Raw genomic sequence first — 26,197 nt, 5'->3', positions numbered from 1 at the left:
CCGCGGGGCGCCGCCTGTCGTACGAACAGGTAATACTACGAGGCGAGCACCTCATCGAGCACAGTTGACGCCTGGTCCTCGTCGGTCTTCTCGGCCAGGGCCAGTTCGGAGATGAGGATCTGCCGCGCCTTCGCGAGCATCCGCTTCTCCCCGGCCGACAGGCCGCGGTCCTGGTCCCGGCGCCACAAGTCGCGCACGACCTCGGACACCTTGATGACGTCGCCGCTGGCGAGTTTCTCCAGGTTGGCCTTGTACCGGCGTGACCAGTTGGTGGGTTCCTCGGTGAACGGTGCCCGCAGGACTTCGAACACCCGGTCGAGGCCGTCCTGGCCGATCACGTCGCGCACACCGACAAGATCGACGTTCTCGGCGGGCACCTCGATGGTGAGGTCCCCCTGGGTGACGTTGAGCTTCAAATACAGTTTTTCTTCACCCTTGATGATGCGAGTTTTCACCTCGGTGATCGTCGCAGCGCCGTGGTGGGGATAAACGACTGTTTCGCCGACTTCAAATAACATGTATTGATATCCCTTCAGCAACGTCTATGATACCACCCCTCCCCGACACCCTTTTGAGGGGATATTCGCGGCTCATCAGGGTGCGCCCTGCCCGGCCCGGTTCCGTAAGGTAAACTCGATCCAAATCTGCAGCGTTCACGCCACTTGGGCTGAACGCTGAACTCTTGTGGAGGTCTTGTGAGAGCGCGAACCATGGCAACCGTCGTAGTGGCGGCCGGCATCCTGTTGGGCACCAGCGGATGCAATCTGTTCGCCCCCCAGGCGACGACCATCCATTACGACGCCAGCGACGGCGTCAGCGGGGACCTGGGCGACCTGGCGATCCGCAATGCGATGCTGATCACCGACGACGGTGAGAACGCCAACCTCGTCGTGCACGTGGTGAACAGCGCCGACGAAGACATCGAGCTGCTCGTGCAGTACGAGGGGGTCGACGAGAAGGTCGACAAGACCCTGACGATCGACGCGAACGCGACCACCGAGATCGGGATCCCCGGTGGCGAGAGTGTCCCCGTCCAGAACCTCAACGCGTCGGCCGGTTCGCTGTTCCCGGTGTACTTCCAGTACGGCGACCTGACCGGCATCGAGCTGCTCGTTCCCGTGCTCGACGGCACCCTCGCGGAGTACTCCACCCTGGTTCCCACCGAACCTCCGGTTCCCACGGTGACGCCCACGGTACCTGCCGCCGAGGTCCCGGCGCCGGAAGCCACCCCGGAAGCCACCCCGGCCCCGTAACCGGTCCGCGACTACGCGCAAAATGCCCCTTGAGCGAAAGCCAAGGGGCATTTTGACGTATCTGGGGCGAATCACCGCCCCCCGGGCGGGTCAGGCCTCGAAGCGGTAGCCCAGTCCGCGCACGGTGACGAGCATCGTCGGCTCCGACGGGGTCGCCTCGATGCGCGAGCGGATCCGTTTGATGTGCACGTCGAGGGTCTTGGTGTCGCCGAAGTAGTCGGTGCCCCAGACCCGGTCGATCAGCTGACCGCGGGTGAGTACCCGGCCGGCGTTGCGCAGCAGGAACTCGAGCAGTTCGAATTCCTTCAGCGGCATGTTCACCACGCTGCCGGACACCGACACCGTGTGCCGTTCGATGTCCATCCGCACGGTGCCGGCGGCGAGGACCCCGTCATCCTCTTCAGCCGGGTCGGTGTGCCGGCGCGACACGGCCCGGATGCGCGCGAGCAGTTCCCGGGTCGAGTACGGCTTGGTGACGTAGTCGTCGGCGCCCAGCTCGAGCCCCACGACGATGTCGACCTCGGAATCCTTGGCGGTGAGCATGATGATCGGCACCGCGGACCGGGTGCGGATCTCCCGGCACACCTCGGTGCCGGGGAGGCCGGGCAGCATGAGGTCCAGCAGCACCAGGTCGGCGCCGGCCTTGTCGAATTCGGCCAGGGCGCTCGGGCCGTCCTCCGCCACGGTCACCTCGTAGCCCTCCCGTTCGAGCAGGAAGCTCAGCGGCTCGCTCAGTGCCTGCTCGTCTTCAACAAGAAGGATTCGGGTCATGGGGTGTCTCCTGTCGCCGCTGGTGCGGGGTGGGTCGCCTCTGGCAGGCGGATGGTGAAGGTCGAACCGTGGCCGGGCTGTGACCAGACCCGGATGTCGCCGCCATGGATCTGCACGACGTGTTTGACGATGGCCAGGCCCAGGCCGGTGCCGCCGGTGTTGCGGGACCGGGCCTGGTCGACGCGGAAGAACCTCTCGAAGATCCGGTCCAGGTCGCCCTCCGGGATGCCGACGCCCTGGTCGGTGACGGTGATCTGGATCACCCCGTCCGACACCCGCGCTCCCACACCGACCCTGGAGCCCGGCGCGGAGTAGTGCACGGCGTTGGCGACCAGGTTGTGCACGGCCATCACGAGCAGTCTCTCGTCGCCGTAGACCCTGGCGCGGGACTTCTTGCCCACCGCGATGGTGATGCGGTCGGCATCCGCCACGACCCGGTTCTGGTCGATGCCGGCGGCCACGATGTCGTCGATGTCGAGCAGCTCCGGTTCCCGGAGCGCGTCCTGGGCCTGCAGCCTGGAGAGTTCGATGATCTCCTGGGTGAGCCGGGCCAGCCGGCCGGCCTCGGTGGTGAGCCGGTCGGCGAAACGGCGCACCTGCACGGGCTCGTCGGCCGCGTGGCCGAGGGCCTCGGCGAGCAGCCCGACGGCGGCGATCGGGGTCTTCAGTTCGTGGCTGATGTTGGCGACGAAGTCCCGGCGCACCTCGTCGAGCCTGAACGCCTCGGTGCGGTCCTCGGCGAGCAGCAGCACGTAGCGGGAGCCCAGCCGGGCCAGCCGCACCCGCACGTGCATGCTCGCGTCACCGAACGGGCCCCGGGAGAGCACCAAATCCTCCGACACGGCCTCGCCGGTGCGGCGCACACCGCGGGCCAGGTCCAGCAGCTCCGGATGCGCCAGCTGCTGGTTCACGACCAGTCCCATGCTCAGCGCTCCCGGCGAGGACTTGATGACGTTGTTCGACGGGTCCAGCACGGCTCCGGCACTCTCCAGGGCGTCGAGCACCTGGTCGATGCCGTCCGGAACCGCCGGGTTGACCACCTCGGCGGCCCGTTTGCCGTGTCGCTCCGCGACATACAGCAGGGTCACGAACCCGCCGCCGACGGTGAGGCCCAGTGCCAGGGACAGCAACACAAGCCAGGTCGATTCCATTTCACCAGATTAGTGACTCTGGCACGGGTCGATCACGACGGCAAGGGTGGTCACACGCTACTTTGGTTACTGTTCAGTCGCACGGCACCTGCCGTTAACCCGCGTTCGGCAGTATTGATCGGGGGCCAGGCGGGTCTCATGCGTTCGCGCGCTTTGGCGCGACCAGGAAGGACCACAGACACAATGCGTGAAGTATTTCAGCAAGAGCTCGCCGAGGTGCAGGACCGCCTCGCCGAGATCGCGCGCCTCGTGGCCATCTCCATCGAGAAGGCCACCAAGGCTTTCAACAAGTCCGATGTGGCGCTGGCCGAAGAGGTCATCGCCGACGACGACAAGATCGACGCTCTCACCGTTGAGCTCGATGAGCTGGCCATCACCATCCTGGCCCGGCAGCAGCCGGTGGCCAGGGACCTGCGCATCGTCGTGAGCGCGCTGCGGATCAGCGCGTCGCTCGAGCGAATGGGCGACATGTCAACGCACATCTCGCAGCTGGCCAGGTACCGGTTCCCCGACAAGGTGATCCCCAAGAGCCTGCGCCCGACGTTCGCCGAGATGGGCGCTCTCGACGTGAAGATCGCGAAGATGCTCGCCGAGCTGCTCACCACCGAGGACATGGCGCTGGCCGAGGCCATCCGCAATGAGGACGACAAGGTGGACGCGTTGCACCTGAGCGTGTTCGACGCCGTGCTCGGCGAGACCTGGAAGGGCCAGGCCGCCGACACCGTCGACGCCACCCTCGCCAGCCGCTACCACGAGCGGTTCGCCGACCACGCGGTGTCGATCGCCAAGAAGGTGCAGTACCTGGGCACCGGCGACTGGCAACAGCCGACGCCGACCGACGCGTAGATCTCGACACCCCACTGGTCGAGCCTGTCGAGACCTCGCACGGGATCTCGACAAGCTCGATCTACGGCTGTGAAGCTCGAACAACGGCAGTGAAGCTCGACCAACGAAAAAGCCCCCGTCAGTGACGGGGGCTTTTTCGTAGGGCTGGTGGGTTACTTCTTGCCCTGGGCCGCGACGGCGGCGGCGCCGGCAGCGGCAGCGGCGGGGTCGAGGTACTCGCCGGCTCCGATCGGCTTGAGGTCTTCGTCGAGGCGGTAGACCAACGGGATGCCGGTGGGGATGTTCAGGTCGGCGATGTCGGCGTCGGAGACACCGTCGAGGTGCTTGACCAGGGCGCGCAGCGAGTTGCCGTGCGCGGTGACGAGCACGGTCTTGCCGGTGCGGAGGTCAGCGGCGATGTCGGACTCCCAGTACGGCAGCATTCGCGCGATGACGTCCTTGAGGCTTTCGGTGCGGGGCAGGTCGTCACCGAGGTCCGCGTAACGGGCGTCGTTGGCCTGGGACCACTCGGAGGAGTCGTCGAGCACGGGCGGCGGCACGTCGAACGAACGACGCCAGGTCTGGAACTGCTCCGGACCGTAGGTGGCGAGGGTCTCGGCCTTGTCCAGGCCCTGCAGGGCGCCGTAGTGGCGCTCGTTGAGGCGCCAGGAGCGCTTGACGTCGATCCAGAGGCGGTCGGCCTCTTCGAGGGCGATGTTCGCGGTCTGGATGGCGCGGGTGAGCACCGAGGTGTGCAGGATGTCCGGCAGCAGGCCGGACTCGGCCAGCAGCTCGCCGGCGCGCAGCGCCTCGGCCCGGCCCTGGTCGCTCAGACGCACATCCACCCAACCGGTGAAGAGGTTTTGCTGGTTCCAGGTGCTGTTGCCGTGGCGGAGAAGGATGAGGGTATAGGGAGCAGACATGCTCCAACTCTAGCGAGGCGCACGCGGGCACACCGCACCCGTGTGCGTGACGAAAGTCCCGCCGGATGCGCCGCTTTCAGCCGCGCGGAACCCGTACGCCCAACCGCGGCAACCGCGGGATCTCCGCCACCGACCCGGCCGACTCCGGCACGATGACCTCCTGGCTGGCGGTGATCGAGAGGCCCTGGGAGAGCACGTGCAGGGTCACCGTGCCCGGCACCGTGCGCTTGACCACGGCGAGGGCGATCGGTCCGAGCTCGTAGTGAATGGCGCTGGAGGTGATGCTGCCCACGGTGCGGCGCTCGGGTTCGGCGTTGGCGACGAACCTGTCGCCCTGCACCTCGTCACCGTGCGCGGGCAGCACCGAGTCGGAGCCGTCCAGGTGCAGCAGCACCAGCCGGCGCGGCGGGTGGCCGAGGTTGTGCACCTTCGCGACGGTTTCCTGGCCGCGGTAGCACCCCTTGTTCAGGTGCACCGCGGTGCGCAGCCAGTCCAGTTCGTGCGGAATGGTGCGTTCGTCGGCGTCCAGGGCGCCGCGGGGACGCCAGGCGGCGATGCGCAGCGCCTCGAGGGCCAGGAGCCCGGCGGCCTGCACGGTGCCGGCCGCGACGGCGTCTCGCAGGTCGGGCAACGCCGCCCGCGGGATCAGGACCTCACTCCAGTGCCAGGCGGCGCCGGGGTGGGCGGTGTCAGCGGCGTACTGCCAGCCGCCCGGCGCGACCTCCGACCACGGGTCGTGCCAGACCAACGGCACCCCGTTCGGGCTCGCCGGGCTGAGCGGGAGTGCCGCGGGGTCCGCGGCCATGGTGCCGACGGTGGCGTAGGCGAGGGTGTGGTCCACGACCTGCACACGCAGGGTGAACCGCATCCGGTCGAGCCAGGTCTGCAGGCCGGGCAGTTCGGCGGCCTCGACCAGCAGCCAGCTTTCGACGCCGTCGTCGATCAGGGCGATGGCGTATTCGAGGTGGCCGGCCGGGTCGAGCAACAGGGTTTCGGTGGACTGGCCGGGGGTCAGGCCACGCAGTTCCTGGCTGGACATTGAGTTCAGCCAGGTGAGCCGGTCGGGCCCGACGATGGAGAGCACCCCCCGGTGCGACAGGTCCACGACGGCCGCTCCGGCCAGCAGCCGGCGCTGTTCGGTGTTCGGGCTGCCGTAGTGAGCGGCCACGCCGGCATCGATGCCGTCGGCCTGCACGGCGCCGTCGAGTTCGAGCAGCGGTGACACTGCGGCGGCACCGAACGAGTCAGCGGGGTTGGTCATCGGGCTCTCCTTTGTGAAATCCCCTGGCTGCTGCCGGTTCGGGGCCGACGGGGGCGCTGTCGACAACGGGGAACTCCGGCCCATATGCTAGCCCAACGGCCTGACCGGCACCCCGTATTCCCGTCGGCGGCCACCCCGTCGAGGCAAGGAGTTCCCGATGACCGTCCCCGCCCCCTCCGTTGCGGTGCTTCGCCTTTTCGCGGCGGGGCTGACCGGTGTCGCCGTCACCGCCACGTTCCTGTCCACGGCCGCACGCACCACCATCAACCCGGTCAACTTCTTCGGCTTCTTCACGATCCAGAGCAACCTGCTCGCGGCCGCGGCGCTCGTCCTGACCGCCGCACTGTGCCTGCTCGGCCGCCCGGCGCCGGCCTGGCTAGAGCTCGCGCGGGCGGCAACCACCGGCTACATGATCGTGGTGGGCCTGGTCTACAACACCCTGCTCACCGGCCTGGCCGGCGGCGTCGAGCTGCCCTGGGCCAACACCGTGCTGCACGTATTGTTCCCCCTTTATTGCCTGCTCGACTGGGTGTTGTTCGCCGACCGGGCCCCGCAGCCGTGGCGGCGCCTGTGGGTGGTGCTGATCTACCCGGTGCTCTGGTGCGCCGTGGTGCTCGTTCGCGGCGCGACGGACGGCTGGGTGCCGTATCCCTTCCTCGACCCGGCCACCGGGTACGGCTCGGTGTTCGGGTACGTGCTGCTGATCGCCGTGACCGTCATCGTCGCCGGGGCCGCGGTTTTCGGCCTCAGCCGGCTACGGCCCGTAACGGTGGGTCCCGTCACGGCGCGGCCCGCGGAACAGGCTACGACGCGCGGCTGAGCCGGCCGGACGCGTGCGTTTGCAGGTCCTGGCCGAGCGCGGCGATGTCCCACGCCCAGAGCAGGTGAGAATCGACGAGGCCGTAGAGCCGGGTCGCGGCCGCGTACGGCTTGGCACCGCTGGACTGCACGATGGCGTCGGTGGCGAGATCGATGCGCGGGCCCTTCACCTGGCCGAGGTAGAGCTCGATGATGCCGCCCGGATGCACCAGGCTGACCTCGATGTCGAAGCCCCCGTCGGTGTTCCGCAGCGTCTCCACGGCTTCCGCGGTCTGGAACGGTACCGGACCGACACCGGGCAGCAGGCCGGGGCCCGGGTCGCCGGGCTCCTGCGGGCGGCTGAGCCGCCAGTAGCCAGTCTCGGTCATCAACGGGACCGGCGCGCCGGCCGGGGCGACGGTGCCGTCGGCATCCGGGGCGGCTGCCTCGGGCTCGAGCCAGGTGTACGAGCTGTAGTTCAGGTGCGGCAGACCGTCGTGGCTGAAGCTGATCCGGTGCCCGAACTCACGGGTGACCTTCTCGCCGTCGACGGTGTAGTCGAGGATCCCCGACCCTTCCCAGACGCCGATCAGCCACGACAGCGGAACAAGTTCGGACGGCAGGCCGACCGGAAGTTCGTACACGTTCGGTTACCGCTGGCCCCGGAACAGCTTGAACAGCACGATGCCGGATACCCAGGCGATCGACAGGCTGGCCAGCGCGAGGAGGCCCAGGAACAGGATTTCGAGTGCGAGCGTTGACATGCCCCAACTCTAGCCGCTGACCGGCCGGAAGCCGCCAGGTGCGACGAAGTGTTATCCGAGGCCGATCAGGGCGAACAATCCCGTCGCGGCACCGAGAACGAGCACGGCGCCCACCAGGCTGAGCGTGACCCTGTGCACGTAGCCTTCCTTCTGCCCGGTGGACAACTGGGCGGCGAGGGTGAGGATGGTGCAGCCGGCCAGGGACAGGCTGACCCACACCAGACGGTCCGCGGGGGCGACGAGGACGCCGGTCAGTACCGCACAGACGACGGCGACCAGCCAAATCATCACTACACTCAAACGCTTCCAGCTCACTGTCCCATTGTGCACGCCCGAGTCCCTTTCCGTGGCACGCTAGTATGGGCCGCACGATACTTGGAGGACCTGCGTGGCGCAGCTGTTGATCCTGACCTCGGCCCTGAATGATGACGTTCTTCCAGCCTTGGCGTTGCTGTCCCACAGCACACGACTCATTCCGGCACAGGCGGACCAGCTCATCGCAGCGCCCGATTCCGACCTGATCCTGGTCGATGCCCGGTCCAATCTGATGGCCGCCAAGTCGCTGTGCCAGATTCTGCGCACCACGGGAAGCAGTGTTCCGCTGCTGCTGGTGATCACCGAGGGTGGTCTGACCGCGGTCAGCCCGGACTGGGGCGTCGACGACGTGGTGCTGGACACCGCCGGCCCCGCCGAGGTGGACGCGCGCATCCGGCTTGCAGCCGGCCGCACCCCGCACAACTCGCCCTCCCCCACCATCCGTGCCGCCGGTGTCGTCATCGACGAGGCCAGCTATTCCGCCAAGGTGCACGGCAAACCGCTCGACCTCACTTATAAGGAGTTCGAGCTGCTCCGGTTCCTGGCCGCGCACCCGTCGCGGGTTTTCACCCGCGAGCAGCTGCTCAGCGAGGTGTGGGGCTACGACTACTTCGGCGGCACCCGCACCGTCGACGTGCACGTGCGGCGCCTGCGCGCCAAGCTCGGCGACCAGGAGTCGCTGATCGGAACCGTGCGCAACGTCGGCTATCGGTTCAACGTGTACGAGGAAGAAGGCGACCGTGTCCCTCACTCTGTCGGCACCTGACCTGTCCGACGCCGCCTTCGCGGCGCGTTTCCACGATGTGGCCGACGCGGCGGCGCACACGGATGGCTACCGCCCGTTCAACGAACAGGCCCTGCTCGATGCGCGGTCGGGTCGGCGCAGGCCGCAGCTGCTGCTCGAGGGCGAAGACGCCGTCGGTGCCGCGATCGTCGGGCTCGGTCAGATCGCCCTCGTCGTGCATCCGCGCTACCGCCGGCGCGGCCACGCCACCGCCGCGCTCCGCCGTCTGTTCGAGGACGAGGGCGGCATGTCCGGCGACCTCACCGCCTGGGCACACGGCGACCTGCCCGGTGCGCGCGCCCTGGCCGACAGGTTCGGTTTCAGCGCCGTGCGCACCCTGCTGCAGCTGGAGCGGCCGCTTTCCGACGCCGACGCCGAGGCCTCCCCGGTGCTGCCAGACGGGGTCATCATCACCGCCTTCCGTCCGGCCACCGCCGACGAGCCCGGCGACAACAGCGACTGGGTGAGCCTGAACGCGCTGGTTTTCGCCACCCATCCGGAGCAGGGCGCCGTCACCGAAGCCGACCTGGCCGCCCGCCAGGCCGAACCCTGGTTCGACGCCGGCGACCTGCTGCTGGCGCGGGAGAGCACGGAGGGCGCCGAGCCCGGCCGCATCCTGGGTTACAACTGGGTCAAGATCGAACCGGGCTCCGCGCAGGGCGAAATCTACGTGCTCGGCGTGCACCCGGATGCCGCCGGCGCCGGCCTCGGTCGCGCCCTCATGGTGGCGGGTCTCGCGCGCCTCCGCTCGCGCGGCTGCTCGAGCGTGGAACTGTATGTGGAGGCCGAGAGCACCGGGCCGGTTCGCCTGTACCGCAGCCTCGGATTCACCGACCGCACGGTGGATGTGCAGTACCACCGTTCGCCTCGTTAACGTTTCGTTCACCGTGAACGTCGCGCCCGCTCGGCGGCGGGTGTCAAGATGGACAGATGGACGGCGACAACATCCCAGGCACCTCAGGGCTCGAGAGCGAACTCGACGACGATTTTGACCCCCAGATCGGCAAAAACGATCCGGCACTACCGATCGAGCGGTACCTCGACCGGGAGCTGAGTTGGCTGGCCTTCAACCAGCGGGTGCTCGAACTCGCCGAGGACCCGGCCCTGCCGGTGCTGGAACGGGCGAACTTCCTGGCCATCTTCGCGAGCAACCTCGACGAGTTCTTCATGGTGCGCGTCGCCGGCCTCAAGCGCCGCATCCTCACCGGACTGGCCGTGCCGACCAACGTCGGCCGTGCCCCGCAGGACGTGCTCACCGACATCTCCCAGGCCGCGCACGTGCTGCAGGACCGGCACGCGCACGCGTTCCAGGAGCTGGTGCGCCCGGCGCTGTCCGAACACGGCGTCAACATCGTCACCTGGGACAGCCTGAGCGACGTCGACCGCCGGTCGCTGCGCGGCTACTTCGGCAACCAGATCTTCCCGGTGCTGATGCCGCTGGCCGTCGACCCGGCCCACCCGTTCCCCTACATCTCCGGCCTCTCGCTGAACCTGGCCGTGCGGCTGCACAGCTCCAAGACCGGCAAGCAGGAATTCGCCCGGCTCAAGGTGCCCTCCATGCTGCCGCGTTTCGTGCGGGTGGACCGCACCGAGTCGGTCGACAAGGTGCGCTTCATCACCCTCGAGGACCTCATCGCCAACCACCTCGAAGACCTGTTCCCCGGCATGGACATCCTCGAACACCACGTGTTCAGGGTCACCCGCAACGAGGACGTCGTCATCGAGGAAGACGACACCGAGAACCTGATCAAGGCCCTCGAGAAGGAGCTGCTGCGCCGCCGGTTCGGCCCGCCCATCCGCCTCGAGGTCACCGAGGACATGGACGAGGTGACCCTGGGCCTGCTCGTGCGTGAGCTCGACGTGACCGAGCAGGAGGTGTACAGACTGCCGGCTCCCCTGGACCTCGGCGGCCTGTTCGACCTGCGCATCGACCGTCCCGACCTGCACTACACGAAGCACGTGCCCACCACGGCCGCGCAGCTGCTCACCGGCGAACCCAACGACGAACCCGACATCTTCCGCGCCATCAGCCGCGGAGACGTGCTGCTGCACCACCCGTACGAATCCTTCGCGACCAGCGTGCAGGCCTTCCTCGAGCAGGCCGCCGCCGACCCGAACGTGCTGGCCATCAAGCAGACCCTGTACCGCACCTCCGGTGACAGCCCGATCGTGGAGGCGCTGATCGCCGCCGCGGAATCGGGCAAGCAGGTTCTCGCCCTGGTGGAGATCAAGGCCCGCTTCGACGAGCAGGCCAACATCTCCTGGGCCCGCAAGCTGGAAAAGGCCGGCGTGCACGTGGTCTACGGCCTCGTGGGCCTGAAGACCCACTGCAAGCTGGCCCTGGTGGTGCGCTACGAGAAGGGCGTGCTGCGGCACTACAGCCACATCGGCACCGGCAATTACAACCCCAAGACCAGCCGCATCTACGAAGACATGGGGCTGCTGACCGCGGATGACCAGGTCGGCAAGGACCTGACCCGGCTGTTCAACGAGCTCTCCGGCTACGCGATCGAGAAGAAGTTCAAGCGTCTGCTGGTGGCTCCCCTGCACCTGCGCAAGGCCCTGCTCAAGCGCATCGCCGACGAAACCGCGAACGCGCTGGCCGGCAAGCCCGCCGGCATCCGCATCAAGGTGAACTCGATGGTGGACGAGGACATCATCGACGCGCTGTACCGGGCCAGTCAGGCCGGTGTGCCCGTTGACGTGTGGGTGCGCGGTATCTGCAGCCTCAAGCCCGGCGTGCCCGGCATGAGCGAGAACATCCGGGTGCGCTCGATCCTGGGGCGCTACCTCGAGCACTCGCGGATCTTCTGCTTCCACACCCTGGGCGAGACCCAGGTCTTCATCGGCAGCGCCGACATGATGCACCGCAACCTCGACCGCCGGGTGGAGGCGCTGGTGCGCCTGGTCGACCCGCGGCACCTGGCCGAGGTCGACGCCCTGTTCACCCGGGCCATGGACGAGCGCACCTCGTCGTGGTGGCTCGACGAGAACGGTGAGTGGACCCGGCACCACCTGGACGCCGACGGTAAGCCGCTGGATGACATGCAGAACCGGTTGATGCAGCAGATCGGCCAGCGCAAGCGACCGGTGAGCCGCCGATGAGTGACCCCGGACCCGTTTACGCGGCCGGAGCCGTCTGCTGGCGCCTGATCGACGGCCGGATGCATGTGCTGCTGATCCACCGCACCGTGCACGGCGACATCACCATCCCCAAGGGCAAGGTCGACCCCGGCGAGACGCTGCCGGTCACGGCCGTGCGGGAGATCGAGGAGGAGACCGGCCTGGCCATCGCGCTGGGCGTGCCGCTGGGCGTGTCGGAGTACCCGATGCCCAACGGCAAGGTCAAGATCGTGCACTACTGGGCCGCCGAGGTGTTGCCTGAGCACATTCTGCGCTCCACGTTCGTGCCCAACGGTGAGGTCGCCGCCCTGGAATGGGTGACCATCAAGAAGGCCAGGACCTACCTCAGCTACGCCCCGGACGTGGAGATCATCGACGCGTTCGCCCGCCTGGTGACCCAGGGCATCACGAGTACCTTCGCGATCATCGCGCTGCGCCACGCCAAGGCCACCCCGCCGCACGACTGGTCGGGCCCGGATGCCACCCGCCCGCTCAGCGAACGCGGCGTGACCCAGGCCGCCGCCCTGGTCCCCGCGGTGAGCGCCTGGAAGCCGCAGCGCATCTTCACCAGCACCGCCACCCGCTGCGTGACCACCGTGGCCCCGCTGTCGGCCGCGACCGGGGTGCCGTTCAAGCGCACCGACCTGATCAGCCAGGACGCCTGGGAGCAGGGCACCTCCGATGTTCGCCACAACGTGGGCAAACGCATCCGCGCCCGCAAGACCGCGGTGCTCTGCAGCCACGGCCCGGTGCTGCCCGACATCCTGCGGGAGATCGCCCTGGCGACAGGCTCGCCGATGACCCAGCGGCTGGGCAATGCCGCGGCGTTGTCGCCCAGCGGGTTCTCCGTCGTGCACCTCTCCAGCGACAACCCGAGCGCGGGCATCCTCGCCATCGAGACCCACCCGCCGCGCCTCTAGACACCCGACAGCGCCCGCAGACCCGACCGGGACTGCGGGCGCTGTTGTGCGCCCGGCAGAGCAGGTGGAGCGAGGTCGACTGGACGGATGTCGTTTACCTCCCGTTCACCAAGGAGGGGGAGTGTCGTTAACCACACGGATTAGCGTCTACCGAGGGCCAGCACCGGCCCGAAGTTCGCAGGATTCTCCTGTGATCGCATTCCCTGTATTCGACCTGAAAAGGATCCTTGTGAATCTCAAGCGTTATGGCCGCCCCGCGGTCATTGCAATTGCCGCAGCACTCGTTCTCTCCTCCTGCGCCTCGAACGAAGCCGGCAGCACGGCCACCGACGACGCCGCCGAGAGCACCCTCTCCGGCACGATCAACGCCGCGGGCGCCTCCTCGCAGGGCTCGGCCCAGGAATCGTGGATCTCCGCGTTCCAGACGGCCAACCCGAAAGTCACCATCAACTACGACCCGTCGGGCTCCGGCGCCGGCCGCGAAACCTTCATCGCCGGCGGCACCGACTTCGCCGGTTCTGACTCCTACCTGAACGACGAGGAGCTGGCCGGCGCGTTCGCCGCCTGCGCCCCCGACACCCTCGCCGTGGACCTGCCGGTCTACATCTCCCCGATCGCCGTCATCTTCAACGTCGAGGGCGTTACCGACCTCAACCTGGATGCCGACACGCTCGCCAAGATCTTCACCGGCGCCATCACCACCTGGAACGACCCGGCCATCGTCGCGCTGAACGCCGACGCCGAACTGCCCGCCACCGCGATCACCGCCGTGCACCGTTCGGACGACTCGGGCACCACCAAGAACTTCGCCGACTACCTCTTCCAGGCCGCACCCGACGTGTGGACCGAGAAGCCGGCCGACCCGTTCCCGTACCAGACCGGTGAGGGCGCCCAGGGCACCTCCGGTGTCGTCGACGCCGTCACCAGCGGCACCGGCACCATCGGCTACGCCGACGCCTCGCGCGCCGGTGACCTCGGTGTCGCCAAGATCAAGGTCGGCGACGAGTTCGTCGAGTACACGGCCGAGGCCGCCGCAGCAGTCGTCGACGGTTCGCCGCTCGTCGAAGGCCGCGCCGACAACGACCTGGCGATCAAGCTGGACCGCCTCACCACCGACGCGACGCACTACCCGCTCGTTCTGGTGAGCTACGCGCTGGTCTGCACCGAGTACGCGGACCCCGCACAGGGCGCCCTCGTCAAGGAGTACGTCAGCTTCATGGCCAGCGAGGCCGGCCAGGCCGAGGCTGCGGCATCCGCCGGCGCCGCTCCGCTGTCCGCCGACCTGCAGTCCAAGGTCGCCGCGGTCCTCGAGACCGTCAAGTAACTCAACACCCGCTGAGCTTCCAGCTTCAGTAACACTGCCCGGCAGGGCGCCCGCGTTGCACGCGGTCGGCCTGTCGGGCACACTGAGGATTGGGGTCCGGCTCAAGCTCCACCCTTACCGGTACCACCTCACCCCTTCAGGGAGACGCTCGGAATGACGACCGCAGACCGTATTGCGATCAAGGCCAAGGAACGACCGGGCGACCGCATCTTCTCCACCGCAACGGTGGTGGCCGGCAGCCTGATCCTGGCCGTGCTGGCCGCCGTGGCCCTGTTCCTGCTGGTGCAGAGCATCCCCGCCTTCGTGGCGCCCGCGGATGCGTTCAAGGGCGAGTTCAGCAACTTCTGGTCCTATGTGGCGCCGCTGGCCTTCGGCACGGCCTGGTCGGCATTCCTCGCCCTCCTGATGGCTGTTCCCGTCGCCATCGCCGTGGCCCTGTTCATCTCGCACTACGCGCCGCGCAAGCTCGCGCAGGGCCTGGGCTACCTCGTGGACCTGCTCGCCGCCGTGCCGTCAGTGGTCTTCGGCCTCTGGGGCATCGGGGTGCTCGCCCCGATGGTGCAGCCGTTCTACGCCAACCTGGTCGAGTGGTTCGGCTGGTTCCCGCTGTTCGCCGGCCCCGTCTCGGGCACCGGCCGCACCATCCTCACCGTGGCCATCGTGCTCGCCGTGATGGTGCTGCCGATCATCACGGCGATCTGCCGGGAGATCTTCCTGCAGACCCCGGTGCTCTACGAGGAAGCGTCACTGGCGCTCGGCGCCACCCGCTGGGAAATGATCACCATGGCCGTGCTGCCGTTCGGCCGCGCCGGTATCATCTCAGCCTCGATGCTGGGCCTGGGCCGCGCGCTCGGCGAGACCATGGCCGTGGCCATGGTGCTCTCCCCCAACCCCCAGGTGATCTTCCAGCTGCTCACCTCGCAGAACTCCAACACCATCGCCGCGAACATCGCGCTGAACTTCCCCGAGGCACACGGCGTCGGGGTCAACATCCTGCTCGCCACCGGCCTCGTGCTCTTCGTCATCACGCTGATCGTCAACATGATCGCGCGCGTGATCATCAACCGCCGCAAGGCCTTCTCAGGAGCGAATTGATGAGCACCATGACCATCTCCTCTCCCGTCACGAACTCCCTCACCGCCGGCAAACTGCCCAAGAACGCCCCCATGCTGGTGCTTGCCGCCAGCTGGCTGGTCGTGGGCGCGTTCTTCGCGGTGATCTTCCTTTCCGGCGCCACGGAGAGCTTCAACTGGGCCGGCACGCTGTTCTTCGGCACCGTGCTGTACTGCATCGCCCTGTTCCTGTTCTCGTACTTCGTCGAGGGCATCCGCCGGGCCAAGGACCGTCTGGTCACCGCCCTGGTCGCCATCGCGTTCGTGGTGGCGATGATCCCGCTGATCTCCCTGGTCGGCACGACGATCATCAACGGCCTCCCCGCGTTCCTCACCCCCACCTTCTTCACCGAGTCCCAGCGCAACGTCGTGGGCGCCGGCGGCGGGGCCCTGCACGCGATCGTCGGCACGCTCTTCGTCACCGGGCTGGCCACTCTCATCTCGGTGCCGATCGGGCTGCTCACGGCGATCTACCTCACCGAGTACGGCCGCGGCCGGCTCGCCCGCGGCATCACCTTCTTCGTCGACGTGATGACCGGCATCCCCTCGATCGTGGCCGGCCTGTTCGCCTACGCCCTGTTCTCGCTGCTGTTCAACGACCCGGGCATCCGGTTCGGCTTCGGCGGGTCGGTGGCCCTGTCGGTGCTGATGATCCCGGTGGTGGTGCGCTCCAGCGAGGAAATGCTCAAGCTGGTTCCCAACGAGCTGCGCGAGGCCGCCTACGCGCTCGGCGTGCCCAAATGGCTCACCATCGTCAAGGTGGTGCTGCCGACCTCGCTGGCCGGCATCGTCACGGGTGTGATGATCTCGATCTCCCGCGTGATCGGCGAGACCGCTCCGCTGCTGATCGTCGCCGGCTTCACAGCCAGCATGAACTACGACCTGTTCAACGAACGGATGATGACCCTGCCGGTGTTCGTGTACAACCAGTACGCCAGCCAGGGCGCCGACTCGCAGGCCTACATCGACCGGGCCTGGGCCGGGGCGCTGACCCTGATCGTGATCGTGATGCTGCTCAACCTCGTGGCCAGGCTCATCGCCCGCACCTTCTCCCCCAAGCTCGGCCGCTGACGCCGCCGCCGCCCCAGATTCTCCTGCACTCCAAGATTCGAAGGAACACATGTCCAAGCGCATTGAAGTCAACGACCTCGACGTCTACTACAGCAAATTCCTCGCCGTTGAGGGCGTGTCGCTGACCATTGAACCGCGCACGGTGACGGCGCTGATCGGCCCCAGCGGCTGCGGCAAGTCCACCTTCCTGCGCACCCTGAACCGCATGCACGAGGTCATCCCCGGCGCCCGCGTCGATGGCGAGGTGCTCATCGACGGCAACAACCTCTACGGACCCGGCGTCGACCCGGTGCTCGTGCGCCGCCAGGTGGGCATGGTGTTCCAGCGGCCCAACCCGTTCCCCACCATGTCGATCGGCGACAACGTGCTCGCCGGCGTCAAGCTGAACAACCGCCGGATGCCCAAGAGCGACGCGGATGCGCTGACCGAGAAGTCACTGCGCGGCGCGAACCTCTGGAACGAGGTGAAGGACCGTCTGGACAAGCCCGGCTCGAGCCTCTCCGGTGGCCAGCAGCAGCGCCTGTGCATCGCCCGCGCCATCGCCGTGCAGCCCGACGTGATCCTGATGGACGAGCCCTGCTCGGCCCTGGACCCGATCTCCACCCTCGCGATCGAGGACCTCATCGAAGAGATGAAGACCGACTACACGATCGTCATCGTCACCCACAACATGCAGCAGGCCTCCAGGGTCTCGGACCGCACCGCGTTCTTCAACATCGCGGGCACCGGCAAGCCGGGCAAGCTCATCGAGTACGACGACACCACCACGATCTTCTCCAACCCCACCGTGCAGGCCACCGAGGACTACGTCTCCGGCCGCTTCGGCTAAACCCGCACCAACTACATCCGCCGCCCGGTCGACTCCACGGTCGCCCGGGCGGTTTTGCGTCCCCACCGTGCCCGTGATCGCGCCCCTCGTCCCCCTCGTGTCCCACGTGTCCCTCGTGTCGCGAAAGCGGCCAAACGGTCACCACAGCGCCCGCGAAGCAGCCACACGGCCGCTCTCGCGGATGTGTCACGTCCTCGCTCTCGCGGACGTGTCACCTCGCGAAAGCGGCCCAACGGTCACCACAGCACCCGCGAAGCAGCCACATCCCCGCTCTCGCGGATGTGTCACGTCCTCGCTCTCGCGGATGCGTCACCTCGCGAAAGCGGCCAAACGGTCACCACAGGACCCGCGAAGCAGCCACATGGCCGCTCTCGCGGATGTGACGCCTCGCGAAAGCGGCCAAACGGTCACCACAGCACCCGCGAAGCAGCCACACGGCCGCTCTCGCGGATGGGAGAGCTGTCAGGAGCCGGTGCGGGCCAGCAGGGACGCGTTCAGGGCGCGGGTGAGCTCGGTGTCGTGCGGGAACTCCACGCCGTCCAGGGCGATCACGGCGACCGCGAGACGCACGCTGGATACCAGCCACGCCGCATCCGCCGCCCGCAGCTCGTCGACCGTGACATCGCGGTACTCAACACTCTCGCCATGCGCGGTGAGGTACTCGAACACGCTCTGCTGGGTGGTGCCGTGCAGGATGGCGCCGCTCGGCGCCGGGGTGATGTAGCGGCCGTCGATGCGCAGGATCACGCTCGAGGTGGGGCCCTCCATGACGTAGCCGTCGTGGGTGCGGAAGATGGTGTCGTCGGCGCCGCGGCGCTTGGCCTCGCGCAGGGCGGCCATGTTGATCGCGTAGCTGAGGGTCTTGGCACCCATCAGCAACCAGGGCGCCTGCTCGGCGACGCCGCGCGGGTAGCCGCGGTCGAGGGTGATCACCCTGATGCCGTTCTCGCGCACAGCGCTGAAGTCCGCCGCGCGGGTGGCGTGCAGCCAGGCGGTGGGCGCTGGTCCGTGCTCGACGCCGCGGCTGAGCACGAACTTCAGTGCCAGTTCGCCCTCGCCGGGAATGCGGGCCACCGCGTAGGCGATCGCGGCGCGCCACTGGGCGGGGTTGGGCACCGGCAGGTCGCAGATCTGGGCGGAGTTGATGAGCCGGCTGATGTGCGGCTCGACCTCCTGCGGGTGCCCGTTGACCACGCTGAGGGTCTCGAAGATGCCGTCGCCGCGCTGGGTGCTCAGCTCGGCGACCCGCAGCGCCGGGGCACCGGAGTCGATTTCGTGGAACGTGTCCACGAAGTCGGTGCGGGTGGAGTCGGCAGGCTCCGGGTCGATGAGCAGGGTGAAGGGCAGGGTCATGTCTCGAGCCTACCCACCCGCCGGATGCGCGCCCGGAGCCCGGTCCGGCCGCGGCGGACGGACGCCGGCGAGTTGCCATTTGATGCCCATTCCGGCTCCTCGAAGGGGCCCGAACTGGCAGCTCACCGTTGGGCGCGCTGCCGACAGGGCAGTTGGCGCTCTTCAGGCGGGCAGGAGGGGCCCGAACTGGCAACTCGCTGTCGCGGTGGCTCTTCGAGTTGCGGCAAAGAACCCCTTCGCCGCTCCGGAAGGGGGTCTTTGCGGCATGTCGGGATGCAGCCCGCCCGCGACTTCGGGCAAAGCACCTCTTAGGCGGCTCGGAAGGGGGTCTTTGCGGCACGTCGGGATCGTCGGCATGTCGGCCGAGCGCCACGCGGACCGGTGCGGGCGGGTGCTGCGGCGGGCTAGCTCTGGATGGCCACGATCGGGTCGGAGGTGGGCTGCTCGGAGCCGCCCGCGGGTTCCACGGTGACACCGACGGTGTCGCCGGCGGACATGGTGCCGTCGAGCACCCGCCAGGCGGTGCCGGAGCCGTCGGAGTCGAAGGTGCCGGCCGAGACGGGCCCGGCGGCGCCGATGTACCAGAGCTGGTAGTCCTGGTCGTCGCCGAGGGCGGGCAGCTCGTCGACGATGATCGCGGACAGGCCGAGCTCACCGGACCAGACGAGGGTGGCGGCCTGGCCGTCGGCGGTCTGCGTCGACGCCCGCTGGCTGTCGGGGGCCGCGTTGATCTCGGCGAGGCTGGCGGCCTGCTCCTGGGCGAAGTCCTGGCTGGGATCGCCGTAGAGCGCCTGGCCGGCGAAGGTGCCGCCGACGAAGAGCGCGACGGCGGCCGCGGCCGCGACGAGGTACCCGGCGGGACGCTGGAACCAGCGGCGTTGGGCCCGCGCGGCGGCAGCACCGCCGGCGGAACCCTTAACGGCTGCACTCGGGTCGCCGGCGGAACCCTGCTCGACACCGGCACCCGGGTCGACCGAGGACACCGGAGCCGACGCGGCTGTGACGCTGCCCCGAGCGGACGCGGAGCCGATCGGGATGGCCGCGGGCGGCGCATCCGTCGTGGCTGCGGTCTCGGCGGGTGTCACCGCGTCGGCCGCGGGCGTGAGCGGGGCCAGCTGCGGGGTGGTGGCGAGCTGGGCCATCAGGCTGGCCTTGAGCGGGCTGGAGGGCTGCACGGGCGCCACCGACAGGCCGAGGGCCACGGCGGTATCGCTGAGCTCGGCGGCTTCGATGCGGGCCTGCTCCGACCGAGCCAGGTACCGCTCGTATTCGGCGGCCTCGTCGGCGCTGAGGGCGTGCAGGGCGTACGCGCCGGCCAGGTCGGCCGGGTTGTCGGCGGAACCGTTGCCGGTCAGGTCGTTGCCGGGCTTGTCGGTGCCGGTCATGAGACCACCCCCAGTTCATCGCGCAGACGAATCAACCCGTCGCGGAGCCGGGTTTTCACGGTGCCGAGCGGAATGTGCAGGTGGTCGGCGACCTCACGGTGACTGTAACCGCTGAAGTACGACAGGCTCACGGCCTGCCGTTGCAGTTCGGTCAGTCTGGACATCGCCTTTTCCACCCTTTCATGCTCGATTTTCACCTCGACGGTTTCGGCGACGTGGTCATAGGGCACCGCGAAGTCGCGGATGCCGATCTTGGTGTCCCGGTCGCGGCCGGCCTGCGACGACCGAATCCGGTCGATCGCACGTCGGTGCGCCATGGTCATGATCCAGGTCGAAGCCCCGCCACGCTGTGACTCGTACCGCGAGGCCGTCTGCCAGATCTCCAGGAAAATCTCCTGGGTCACTTCTTCCGACTGTGCGTGATCGATCAGCACGCGCTTGACAAGGCCAAGCACCCGCGGAGCGATCTGGTCGTAAAGCTCACCGAAGGCCGATTGGTCCCCGTCGGCAACCCGAGCGAGCAGCTCTTCTTTCGAAGGCGCTGTCGACGAGGCGTCGAGGTCGAACTCAGCAGTCATGAGATCCAGCATGTCAGGTCCAGTCCCCTTCCATGCTTAGGGTTCGGTACCGAGTCCCTGCTGGATTGGTCTGGAGCGAAACGGTCCGTCCGGCGCCGCCGGGCAGAGTGAAGGCCGGACCGCAGAACGCCTCTCGGCGTGAGGCCGTTCTAGACGGCGAATATTGGAGCCCGGGGTTACTACGGTCCGGCCAGCATCAAGTGTAAACGACATCGGCTGAGAGTTCATTCCCGGATGCCTGGGAGCTCTATTCGAGGGAGTCGGTGCGCCACAGCCGGGCGCAGGAGGTGAACTCCTGCGCGGTGGTGGAGAACCGCAGGGCGCGGGTGGTCAGCTCGGAGGAGCGGCCGGGTTCGGTGCTGTCCAGGTCGTCGGCCACGCTCGCACAGCCAGCGCCGATCACCCGGCAGAAGGCCGCCGCCCGGTCCAGGGCGACGGCGAAATCGCCGGTGAACACGCCCCGGAGGATCTCGTCGGCGAGCAGGATGATCTCGGCCGGACCGGTCGGCACCGCCGCGCCCGCGACGAGGGGGTCGATGGTGACGGCCACGTCGATTCCGCGCTGGTACAGGAACGCCGTGCCATCGGCATCCTGCCGGATCAGCAACCGCACGAGGTAGATGCGCCACAGCGCGCCGGGCAGGCTACGCGGCGTGGCCCGCGACCACAGCTCCGCCACGGCGTCGATGCCGTGCTCGTCGGTGTACGCCACCAGGCGCTCCACAACCTCGGGGTCGGGGCTGTCGCGCACCCGGGCGATCAACGCCTGCGCGGTCTCGTGGGCGATCCGGCTGATCTGGGCGGGGTCTTCGCCGCCCATCATCGATTCGAACTTGGCGCCCGAGAACTGGGTGGGCTTGTGAAAATCGTCGGCCATCGCTCTCCTCCTGGCTTTCAGGGCAGCGTAGTCGGGTACGTCGCCGGTTGGTATTGGGTGTTGCCGGCCGGCGTCTCTGGCGGATGCATCCACGCTAGTCACAAAAACCGTCCGCCAATCCACGCTAAGTTATTAACCGCGGGCCTCTAGCTCAGTTGGTAGAGCAAAGGACTTTTAATCCTTGGGTCGTCGGTTCGAGCCCGACGGGGCCCACTTTCTTAACGCCGGCAGAGTTTCCGTGAGACGGGAAACTGCCGGTCGACCTTGCCGTAGTGGTCGATGGTCAGGATCAGCGATTCGACCTTGCGATTGAGGATGCTCAGCAGCACGACGAACAGCCACAGGCCCCAGGTGAAGAACGTCAGGAACACGTTCAGCCAGAACCGGATCCGTTTCTTCCTCTGCAGCACGGCCTGGTTGCCGACCACGCTGCTGACCGTCCATCCCTCCGCCGCGAACCGGGCGACCTCGTGGTTGAGCAGCTCGGTGCGCTGTTCGGTTGTCAGTGCACCCGATTCGATGGTCATCCGCTCCCCAATCCGTAGATAGGGGCAGCATAGAGCCGTCTGCCGCCCAGCGCAGCGGCACGACGGTAGCTGCCATTTCACTGGGGCTGAGCGGGCACCCGGAATGTCCTGCGAGTATGCGGTGTTTCCAACGCAGTAGACGCGCAATCTGGTGTGCTGGACTCCGGCCGCGAGCGCTCAATCGGCGCTTCGCCGCAGGGCGACGCACATACCGCGCGTCACGAGAGGAGCCCCAGTGCGCAAGAACATCGACGTCGAGGTTGAGACCGGCGTGATCGAGAAATACCGCCGGCACCCCAACGGCAACGGGTGGGTGTCTGGCAAGTCGACCGTGCAACCGAGCGCGTTCATCTCCGAGTCCGCCTACATCGAGTCCGGCGCGCAGGTGGGCCGGGAGTCGTGGGTCGGGCCGGGCAGTTGGATCGACCACGACGTCGCCATCGGCGACAAGGTGTTCATCGGCCAGAACGTGCACATCGGCGAGGGCAGCCTTGTCTCGGGCGGCGCCCACCTGGGCAGCCACGTGCGCATCGGCCGCAACGTGCGCATCGCCGCCGGCGTGCGCCTGGACCGGGACACCCGGGTGCCCGACGGCACCGACGTGGCCACCGGCAATGTGGGCGCGGACGGCCGGCGCTCGCACGGGTTGGCAGCGTGAGCATCCGTTTGGGCCGGTAATACCGTAAAACGCGCGCTCGCAGCGGTCAGGATCCGACTCCGACAGGAGCAGGATGGACTCATGACACGTCGCGCACCGGTCAAGGACATCAACGAAGACGACCTCGTCGTCGGCACCCCGAAGAAGGCCGCCGCCGGCCTCGAGGCGGTGGTGGTGGCGCTGGACCGCGGCATCGCGCAGGCCGGGGTGGGCCGCACCGCGCGGGCGCTGCTGCGGCTCAACCAGCGGAACGGCACCGACTGCCCGGGCTGCGCCTGGCCTGAGTCGACCGGGCACCGCAAGACAGCCGAGTTCTGTGAGAACGGCGCCAAGGCCGTGGCCGAAGAGAACACCCTCCGCACCGTCGGCCCGGAATTCTGGGCCGAACACTCGCTGGCTGACCTGGCCGGCAAGACCGAGTACTGGCTGGGCAACCAGGGCCGAATCTCGCAGCCCGTGGTGGTGCGCCCCGGCGACACGCACTACTCCCCCATCGCTTGGGAAGACGCGTTCGCGCTGATCGGCGAGAAGATCCGCGCCAGCACGGCGGACCGCACGGTGTTCTACACCTCCGGCCGCACCGCCAACGAGACCGCGTTCCTGTACCAGCTGTTCGCCCGGTCGATCGGCACCAACAACCTGCCGGACTGCTCGAACATGTGTCACGAATCCTCCGGATCGGCCCTGAACCCCACGATCGGCATCGGCAAGGGCACCGTCTCGCTGGACGACATCCACGTGGCCGAGCTGATTCTGGTGGTGGGCCAGAATCCGGGCACCAACCACCCGCGGATGCTGTCGGCGCTGGCGGACTGCAAGGCCAACGGCGGCAAGGTCGTCGCCGTGAACCCGCTGCCAGAGGCCGGGTTGTTCAACTTCAAGGACCCGCAGACCCCCACCGGGCTGGTGGGCCACGGGGTGCCGCTGGCCGACGAGTACCTGCAGATCAAGGTCGGCGGTGACCTCGCCCTGTTCCAGGCGCTCGGCCACCTGCTGCTCGAGGAGGAGGCCCGGGTGCCCGGCTCGGTCGTGGACCAGGAGTTCATCGACGCGAACACCGACGGGATCGAGGCATACAAGGCCGCGCGCACCGAGATCGACTGGGTCGAAACCGAGAAGGCCACCGGGCTGTCGCGCCTGGACATCAGCGTGGTGGCAAAGATGCTGGCCGCCTCGAAGGCCACCATCATCTGCTGGGCGCTGGGCCTGACCCAGCAGCCGCACTCGGTGAACACTCTCAAGGAGATCATCAACCTGCTCCTGCTGCAGGGCAACTTCGGCAAGCCCGGTGCCGGCGCCTGCCCGGTGCGCGGGCACTCCAACGTGCAGGGCGACCGCACCATGGGCGTGTGGGAGAAGCCCAAGGAGGCCATGCTCGCCGCCCTCGACGCCGAGTTCGGCATCGTCTCACCCCGCGAGCACGGCCTGGACTCGGTGAACACCGTCGAGGCGTTCGAGAACGACGACGTTGACGTGTTCGTGTCGATGGGCGGCAACTTCGCGCTCGCCTGCAGCGACACCGACCTGCTCGAGGCCGCCATGCAGCGGGTCGGCCTGACCGTGCACATCTCCACCAAGCCCAACCGGTCGCACGTGATGCACGGGGTCACCTCGCTGATTCTGCCGACGCTGGGCCGCACCGACACCGATGACAAGCATCCGGCCGGCCGGCAGGTTCTGTCGGTGGAGGACTCGATGTCGATGGTGCACTCCACCCAGGGCCGGCTCACGCCGGTGTCCGAGCACCTGCTGGCCGAGCCGGTGATCGTGGCGCGGATGGCTCGGGCCACGCTCGGCGACAACCACCCGGTCAACTGGAAGGCGATGGCGGAGGACTACGACGTCATCCGCGACCACATCGCCCGGGTACTGCCCGGCTTTGAGGACTTCAACCGTCGGCTGCGCGACAAGAACGGCTTTGTGCTGCCCAACCCGCCGCGCGACACCCGCAGCTTCGCCACCGACATCGGCCGGGCCCGGTTCACGGTGAGCCCGCTGGAGTACCTCACCCCGCCGCCCGGGCACCTGATTCTGCAGACCATGCGCAGCCACGACCAGTACAACACCACCTTCTACGGGCTGGATGACCGCTACCGCGGCATCAAAGACGGCCGCCGGGTGATCCTCATCCACGCCGACGACGTCACCGAACTGGGCTTTGCGGACCGCGACCTCGTCGACGTGATCAGCACGTTCGGCGGTCAGGAGCGCCGGGCCGACAAGTTCCGGCTCGTGGTGTACCCCACCCCGCGCGGCTGCGCGGCGGCGTACTTCCCCGAAGCCAACCAGCTCATGCACCGGGAGCTGGTGGCCCGGGAGTCGAACACGCCCGGCTACAAGGCCATGAGCGTGCGGTTCATCCCGCACGAGGCTCGGGTGCCGGTCCCGAACTGACGCCAACTGGTCCCGGTGCGGACAATTGCACCAGGCACACCGGGTGCAATTGTCCGCTTCGGGAACAGTTACTGCTTCGACAGACCCGGCTACACCGCGGCGAGCGCGCCCTGCACGATGCGCTCCTCGCCGGCGTAGATCACCATCGAGTCACCGCGGAGGAAGCCGACCAGGGTCAGGCCCACCTCGTGCGCGAACTCGGCGGAGAGCGACGACGGCGCCGACACCGCGGCGAGCATGGGGATGCCGGCCATCAGTGCCTTCTGGGCGAGCTCGAAGCTGGCCCGGCTGGAGACCATCAGCACGGTGCCCTGGAGCGGCAGCAGGTTCTCCTTGACCGCCCAGCCGATCACCTTGTCGACGGCGTTGTGCCGGCCCACGTCCTCGCGGAGTACGAGCATCTCGCCCGTGCCGCCGTCGAACAGGGCGGCGGCGTGCAGGCCCCCGGTCTTCTCGAACACCGCCTGTGCCTGACGCAGCGCCTCGGGAAACGTCGTGAGCAGTTCGGCGTCGACCCGCACGGCATCCGTGCGCACGTCCCAGGTGGACTTGGTGCGCACGGCGTCGATGCTCTCCTTGCCGCACAGGCCGCAGGAGCTGGTGGTGAGGAAGTTGCGCTCCATGCCGGGAGTGGGGGCGGCGACGCCGGGGGCCAGACGCAGGTCGAGCACGTTGTAGGTGTTCACGCCCTCGGCGGTGGCGCCGGCGCAGTAGCGGGCGGTGGCGAGGTGCTCGCCTTGGGTGATGATGCCCTCGGAGACCAGGAACCCGGCGGCGAGATCGACGTCGTGGCCGGGGGTGCGCATGGTGACGGCCAGGGACCGGCCGTTCACCCGCATCTCGAGCGGCTCCTCGACCGCGAGCACGTCTTCGCGGCGGATGGGTGGCCGGCCCACCGTGAGCCGGGTGATCTTGCGCCGTGCCGTGACTCTGCTCATGGGTGCCCTCCTCGAGAGTGCGTCAGGTGTGCCCGCGCGGGGGCACCTGAGCCTCCTTCGAGCCTAATCCTCCGATTCGGATGTTGGGAGGGGACGGGGCCGCTCACGAGAGCGGGCACATGGCTGCTTCGAGTGACTCGAGGCAACCACACGGCCGCTCTCGCGTGCTGGGCCGCTTGGGGCGAGGGACGCGGGTGCGGGATTCGGGAGCGGGATGCGGGGTGCGGGATGCGGGGTGCCGGATGCGGGATGCGGGTGCGGGA

At 68.2% G+C, this 26,197-nt stretch carries 26 protein-coding genes and 1 tRNA gene; 14 read left to right on the top strand and 13 right to left on the bottom strand.

The window, feature by feature from the left end; translation table 11 throughout:
• Positions 1-35: 35 nt before the first annotated feature.
• Positions 36-518 carry a CarD family transcriptional regulator gene (locus CXY76_RS04385; protein WP_088457054.1) on the bottom strand — a complete coding sequence of 161 codons (483 nt, stop codon included), beginning with the start codon at positions 516-518 and terminating at the stop codon, positions 36-38.
• Between the two features lie 192 nt (positions 519-710).
• Here CXY76_RS04385 and CXY76_RS04380 point away from each other — a divergent pair, with 192 nt between their 5' ends.
• Positions 711-1,253, top strand: coding sequence for a hypothetical protein (locus tag CXY76_RS04380; protein WP_104163042.1), 543 nt, complete (start codon positions 711-713; stop codon positions 1,251-1,253).
• A 90-nt stretch (positions 1,254-1,343) separates the two neighbouring features.
• Here the strand turns inward: CXY76_RS04380 and CXY76_RS04375 are convergent, their stop codons facing one another.
• Together CXY76_RS04375 and CXY76_RS04370 are read right to left on the bottom strand one after the other, a co-directional pair.
• A complete protein-coding gene (locus CXY76_RS04375; protein ID WP_104163041.1) occupies positions 1,344-2,024 on the bottom strand; it encodes a response regulator transcription factor in 681 nt (226 codons plus the stop codon).
• The gene (locus tag CXY76_RS04370) at positions 2,021-3,175 is read right to left on the bottom strand and encodes a cell wall metabolism sensor histidine kinase WalK (RefSeq protein ID WP_104163040.1); all 1,155 of its coding nucleotides are present in this window, start codon (positions 3,173-3,175) and stop codon (positions 2,021-2,023) included. The genes CXY76_RS04375 and CXY76_RS04370 overlap by 4 nt, the downstream gene beginning before the upstream one ends.
• Before the next feature lie 183 nt (positions 3,176-3,358).
• Between CXY76_RS04370 and phoU the strand changes: the two genes are divergently transcribed.
• The gene (gene phoU / locus CXY76_RS04365) at positions 3,359-4,021 is read left to right on the top strand and encodes a phosphate signaling complex protein PhoU (protein WP_104163039.1); all 663 of its coding nucleotides are present in this window, start codon (positions 3,359-3,361) and stop codon (positions 4,019-4,021) included.
• A gap of 152 nt (positions 4,022-4,173) precedes the next feature.
• On the opposite strand, the gene CXY76_RS04360 is transcribed toward phoU, so the two are convergent.
• Complete coding sequence (locus CXY76_RS04360) at positions 4,174-4,923, bottom strand: phosphoglyceromutase (protein ID WP_104163038.1); 750 nt, start codon at positions 4,921-4,923, stop codon at positions 4,174-4,176.
• A 76-nt stretch (positions 4,924-4,999) separates the two neighbouring features.
• The gene (locus tag CXY76_RS04355; RefSeq protein WP_104163037.1) at positions 5,000-6,184 is read right to left on the bottom strand and encodes a folate-binding protein YgfZ; all 1,185 of its coding nucleotides are present in this window, start codon (positions 6,182-6,184) and stop codon (positions 5,000-5,002) included.
• 157 nt (positions 6,185-6,341) lie between these two features.
• Here CXY76_RS04355 and CXY76_RS04350 point away from each other — a divergent pair, with 157 nt between their 5' ends.
• The gene (locus CXY76_RS04350) at positions 6,342-7,004 is read left to right on the top strand and encodes a Pr6Pr family membrane protein (protein WP_104163036.1); all 663 of its coding nucleotides are present in this window, start codon (positions 6,342-6,344) and stop codon (positions 7,002-7,004) included.
• On the opposite strand, the gene CXY76_RS04345 is transcribed toward CXY76_RS04350, so the two are convergent.
• The gene (locus CXY76_RS04345) at positions 6,988-7,626 is read right to left on the bottom strand and encodes an FABP family protein (protein WP_104163035.1); all 639 of its coding nucleotides are present in this window, start codon (positions 7,624-7,626) and stop codon (positions 6,988-6,990) included. The genes CXY76_RS04350 and CXY76_RS04345 overlap by 17 nt on opposite strands.
• Before the next feature lie 171 nt (positions 7,627-7,797).
• On the bottom strand, positions 7,798-8,034 hold the full coding sequence (locus CXY76_RS04340; protein WP_104163034.1) for a hypothetical protein: 237 nt from the start codon (positions 8,032-8,034) through the stop codon (positions 7,798-7,800).
• A gap of 100 nt (positions 8,035-8,134) precedes the next feature.
• Between CXY76_RS04340 and CXY76_RS04335 the strand changes: the two genes are divergently transcribed.
• From CXY76_RS04335 to pstB, 8 genes are all read left to right on the top strand, one after another.
• Positions 8,135-8,827 (top strand): response regulator transcription factor, encoded by a 693-nt coding sequence (locus CXY76_RS04335; protein WP_104163033.1) that lies wholly within the window; start codon positions 8,135-8,137, stop codon positions 8,825-8,827.
• Positions 8,802-9,719, top strand: a complete 918-nt coding sequence (gene mshD / locus CXY76_RS04330) for a mycothiol synthase (RefSeq protein WP_233199562.1) — start codon at positions 8,802-8,804, stop codon at positions 9,717-9,719. The genes CXY76_RS04335 and mshD overlap by 26 nt, the downstream gene beginning before the upstream one ends.
• 56 nt (positions 9,720-9,775) lie before the next feature.
• On the top strand, positions 9,776-11,950 hold the full coding sequence (locus CXY76_RS04325) for an RNA degradosome polyphosphate kinase (RefSeq protein WP_104163031.1): 2,175 nt from the start codon (positions 9,776-9,778) through the stop codon (positions 11,948-11,950).
• Positions 11,947-12,888: an NUDIX hydrolase gene (locus CXY76_RS04320; RefSeq protein ID WP_104163030.1), complete on the top strand. Its 942-nt coding sequence runs from the start codon at positions 11,947-11,949 to the stop codon at positions 12,886-12,888. Before CXY76_RS04325 ends, CXY76_RS04320 begins: the two co-directional genes overlap by 4 nt.
• A 229-nt stretch (positions 12,889-13,117) precedes the next feature.
• Positions 13,118-14,212, top strand: a complete 1,095-nt coding sequence (pstS, locus tag CXY76_RS04315; RefSeq protein ID WP_233199561.1) for a phosphate ABC transporter substrate-binding protein PstS — start codon at positions 13,118-13,120, stop codon at positions 14,210-14,212.
• Positions 14,213-14,365: 153 nt separating this feature from the next.
• Complete coding sequence (gene pstC, locus CXY76_RS04310; protein ID WP_104163028.1) at positions 14,366-15,307, top strand: phosphate ABC transporter permease subunit PstC; 942 nt, start codon at positions 14,366-14,368, stop codon at positions 15,305-15,307.
• Positions 15,307-16,395 carry a phosphate ABC transporter permease PstA gene (gene pstA / locus CXY76_RS04305; protein WP_104163027.1) on the top strand — a complete coding sequence of 363 codons (1,089 nt, stop codon included), beginning with the start codon at positions 15,307-15,309 and terminating at the stop codon, positions 16,393-16,395. Before pstC ends, pstA begins: the two co-directional genes overlap by 1 nt.
• A gap of 49 nt (positions 16,396-16,444) precedes the next feature.
• Positions 16,445-17,224, top strand: a complete 780-nt coding sequence (gene pstB, locus CXY76_RS04300) for a phosphate ABC transporter ATP-binding protein PstB (protein ID WP_104163026.1) — start codon at positions 16,445-16,447, stop codon at positions 17,222-17,224.
• 462 nt (positions 17,225-17,686) lie between these two features.
• Here the strand turns inward: pstB and CXY76_RS04295 are convergent, their stop codons facing one another.
• The 4 genes from CXY76_RS04295 to CXY76_RS04280 all read right to left on the bottom strand — a co-directional run bounded on the left by CXY76_RS04295 (position 17,687) and on the right by CXY76_RS04280 (position 21,417).
• The gene (locus tag CXY76_RS04295) at positions 17,687-18,577 is read right to left on the bottom strand and encodes an aminotransferase class IV (RefSeq protein ID WP_104163025.1); all 891 of its coding nucleotides are present in this window, start codon (positions 18,575-18,577) and stop codon (positions 17,687-17,689) included.
• A gap of 404 nt (positions 18,578-18,981) precedes the next feature.
• The gene (locus CXY76_RS04290) at positions 18,982-19,962 is read right to left on the bottom strand and encodes an anti-sigma factor (protein WP_104163024.1); all 981 of its coding nucleotides are present in this window, start codon (positions 19,960-19,962) and stop codon (positions 18,982-18,984) included.
• Positions 19,959-20,540, bottom strand: coding sequence for a sigma-70 family RNA polymerase sigma factor (locus CXY76_RS04285; RefSeq protein ID WP_233199560.1), 582 nt, complete (start codon positions 20,538-20,540; stop codon positions 19,959-19,961). Before CXY76_RS04285 ends, CXY76_RS04290 begins: the two co-directional genes overlap by 4 nt.
• Before the next feature lie 247 nt (positions 20,541-20,787).
• Positions 20,788-21,417, bottom strand: a complete 630-nt coding sequence (locus CXY76_RS04280; protein WP_104163022.1) for a DNA-directed RNA polymerase subunit beta — start codon at positions 21,415-21,417, stop codon at positions 20,788-20,790.
• Between the two features lie 140 nt (positions 21,418-21,557).
• On the opposite strand from CXY76_RS04280, the gene CXY76_RS04275 reads away from it, so the two are divergent.
• Positions 21,558-21,630 (top strand) — tRNA-Lys (locus CXY76_RS04275).
• A gap of 5 nt (positions 21,631-21,635) precedes the next feature.
• Here CXY76_RS04275 and CXY76_RS04270 read toward each other — a convergent pair.
• Positions 21,636-21,944 carry a hypothetical protein gene (locus tag CXY76_RS04270; protein WP_104163021.1) on the bottom strand — a complete coding sequence of 103 codons (309 nt, stop codon included), beginning with the start codon at positions 21,942-21,944 and terminating at the stop codon, positions 21,636-21,638.
• A 235-nt stretch (positions 21,945-22,179) separates the two neighbouring features.
• Here CXY76_RS04270 and CXY76_RS04265 point away from each other — a divergent pair, with 235 nt between their 5' ends.
• Positions 22,180-22,602 (top strand): hypothetical protein, encoded by a 423-nt coding sequence (locus CXY76_RS04265; protein WP_158253835.1) that lies wholly within the window; start codon positions 22,180-22,182, stop codon positions 22,600-22,602.
• A gap of 81 nt (positions 22,603-22,683) precedes the next feature.
• Positions 22,684-24,996 (top strand): FdhF/YdeP family oxidoreductase, encoded by a 2,313-nt coding sequence (locus tag CXY76_RS04260; RefSeq protein WP_104163019.1) that lies wholly within the window; start codon positions 22,684-22,686, stop codon positions 24,994-24,996.
• Between the two features lie 89 nt (positions 24,997-25,085).
• On the opposite strand, the gene fdhD is transcribed toward CXY76_RS04260, so the two are convergent.
• Positions 25,086-25,934 (bottom strand): formate dehydrogenase accessory sulfurtransferase FdhD, encoded by an 849-nt coding sequence (gene fdhD / locus CXY76_RS04255; RefSeq protein WP_104163018.1) that lies wholly within the window; start codon positions 25,932-25,934, stop codon positions 25,086-25,088.
• Positions 25,935-26,197 lie beyond the last annotated feature (263 nt).

It is taken from the genome of Cryobacterium sp. N22, from assembly GCF_002929555.1.
Classification (GTDB): Bacteria; Actinomycetota; Actinomycetes; order Actinomycetales; family Microbacteriaceae; genus Cryobacterium.
The sequence above is the reverse complement of the archived record's forward strand: the minus strand, read 5'-3'. Positions and strand labels throughout refer to the sequence as shown.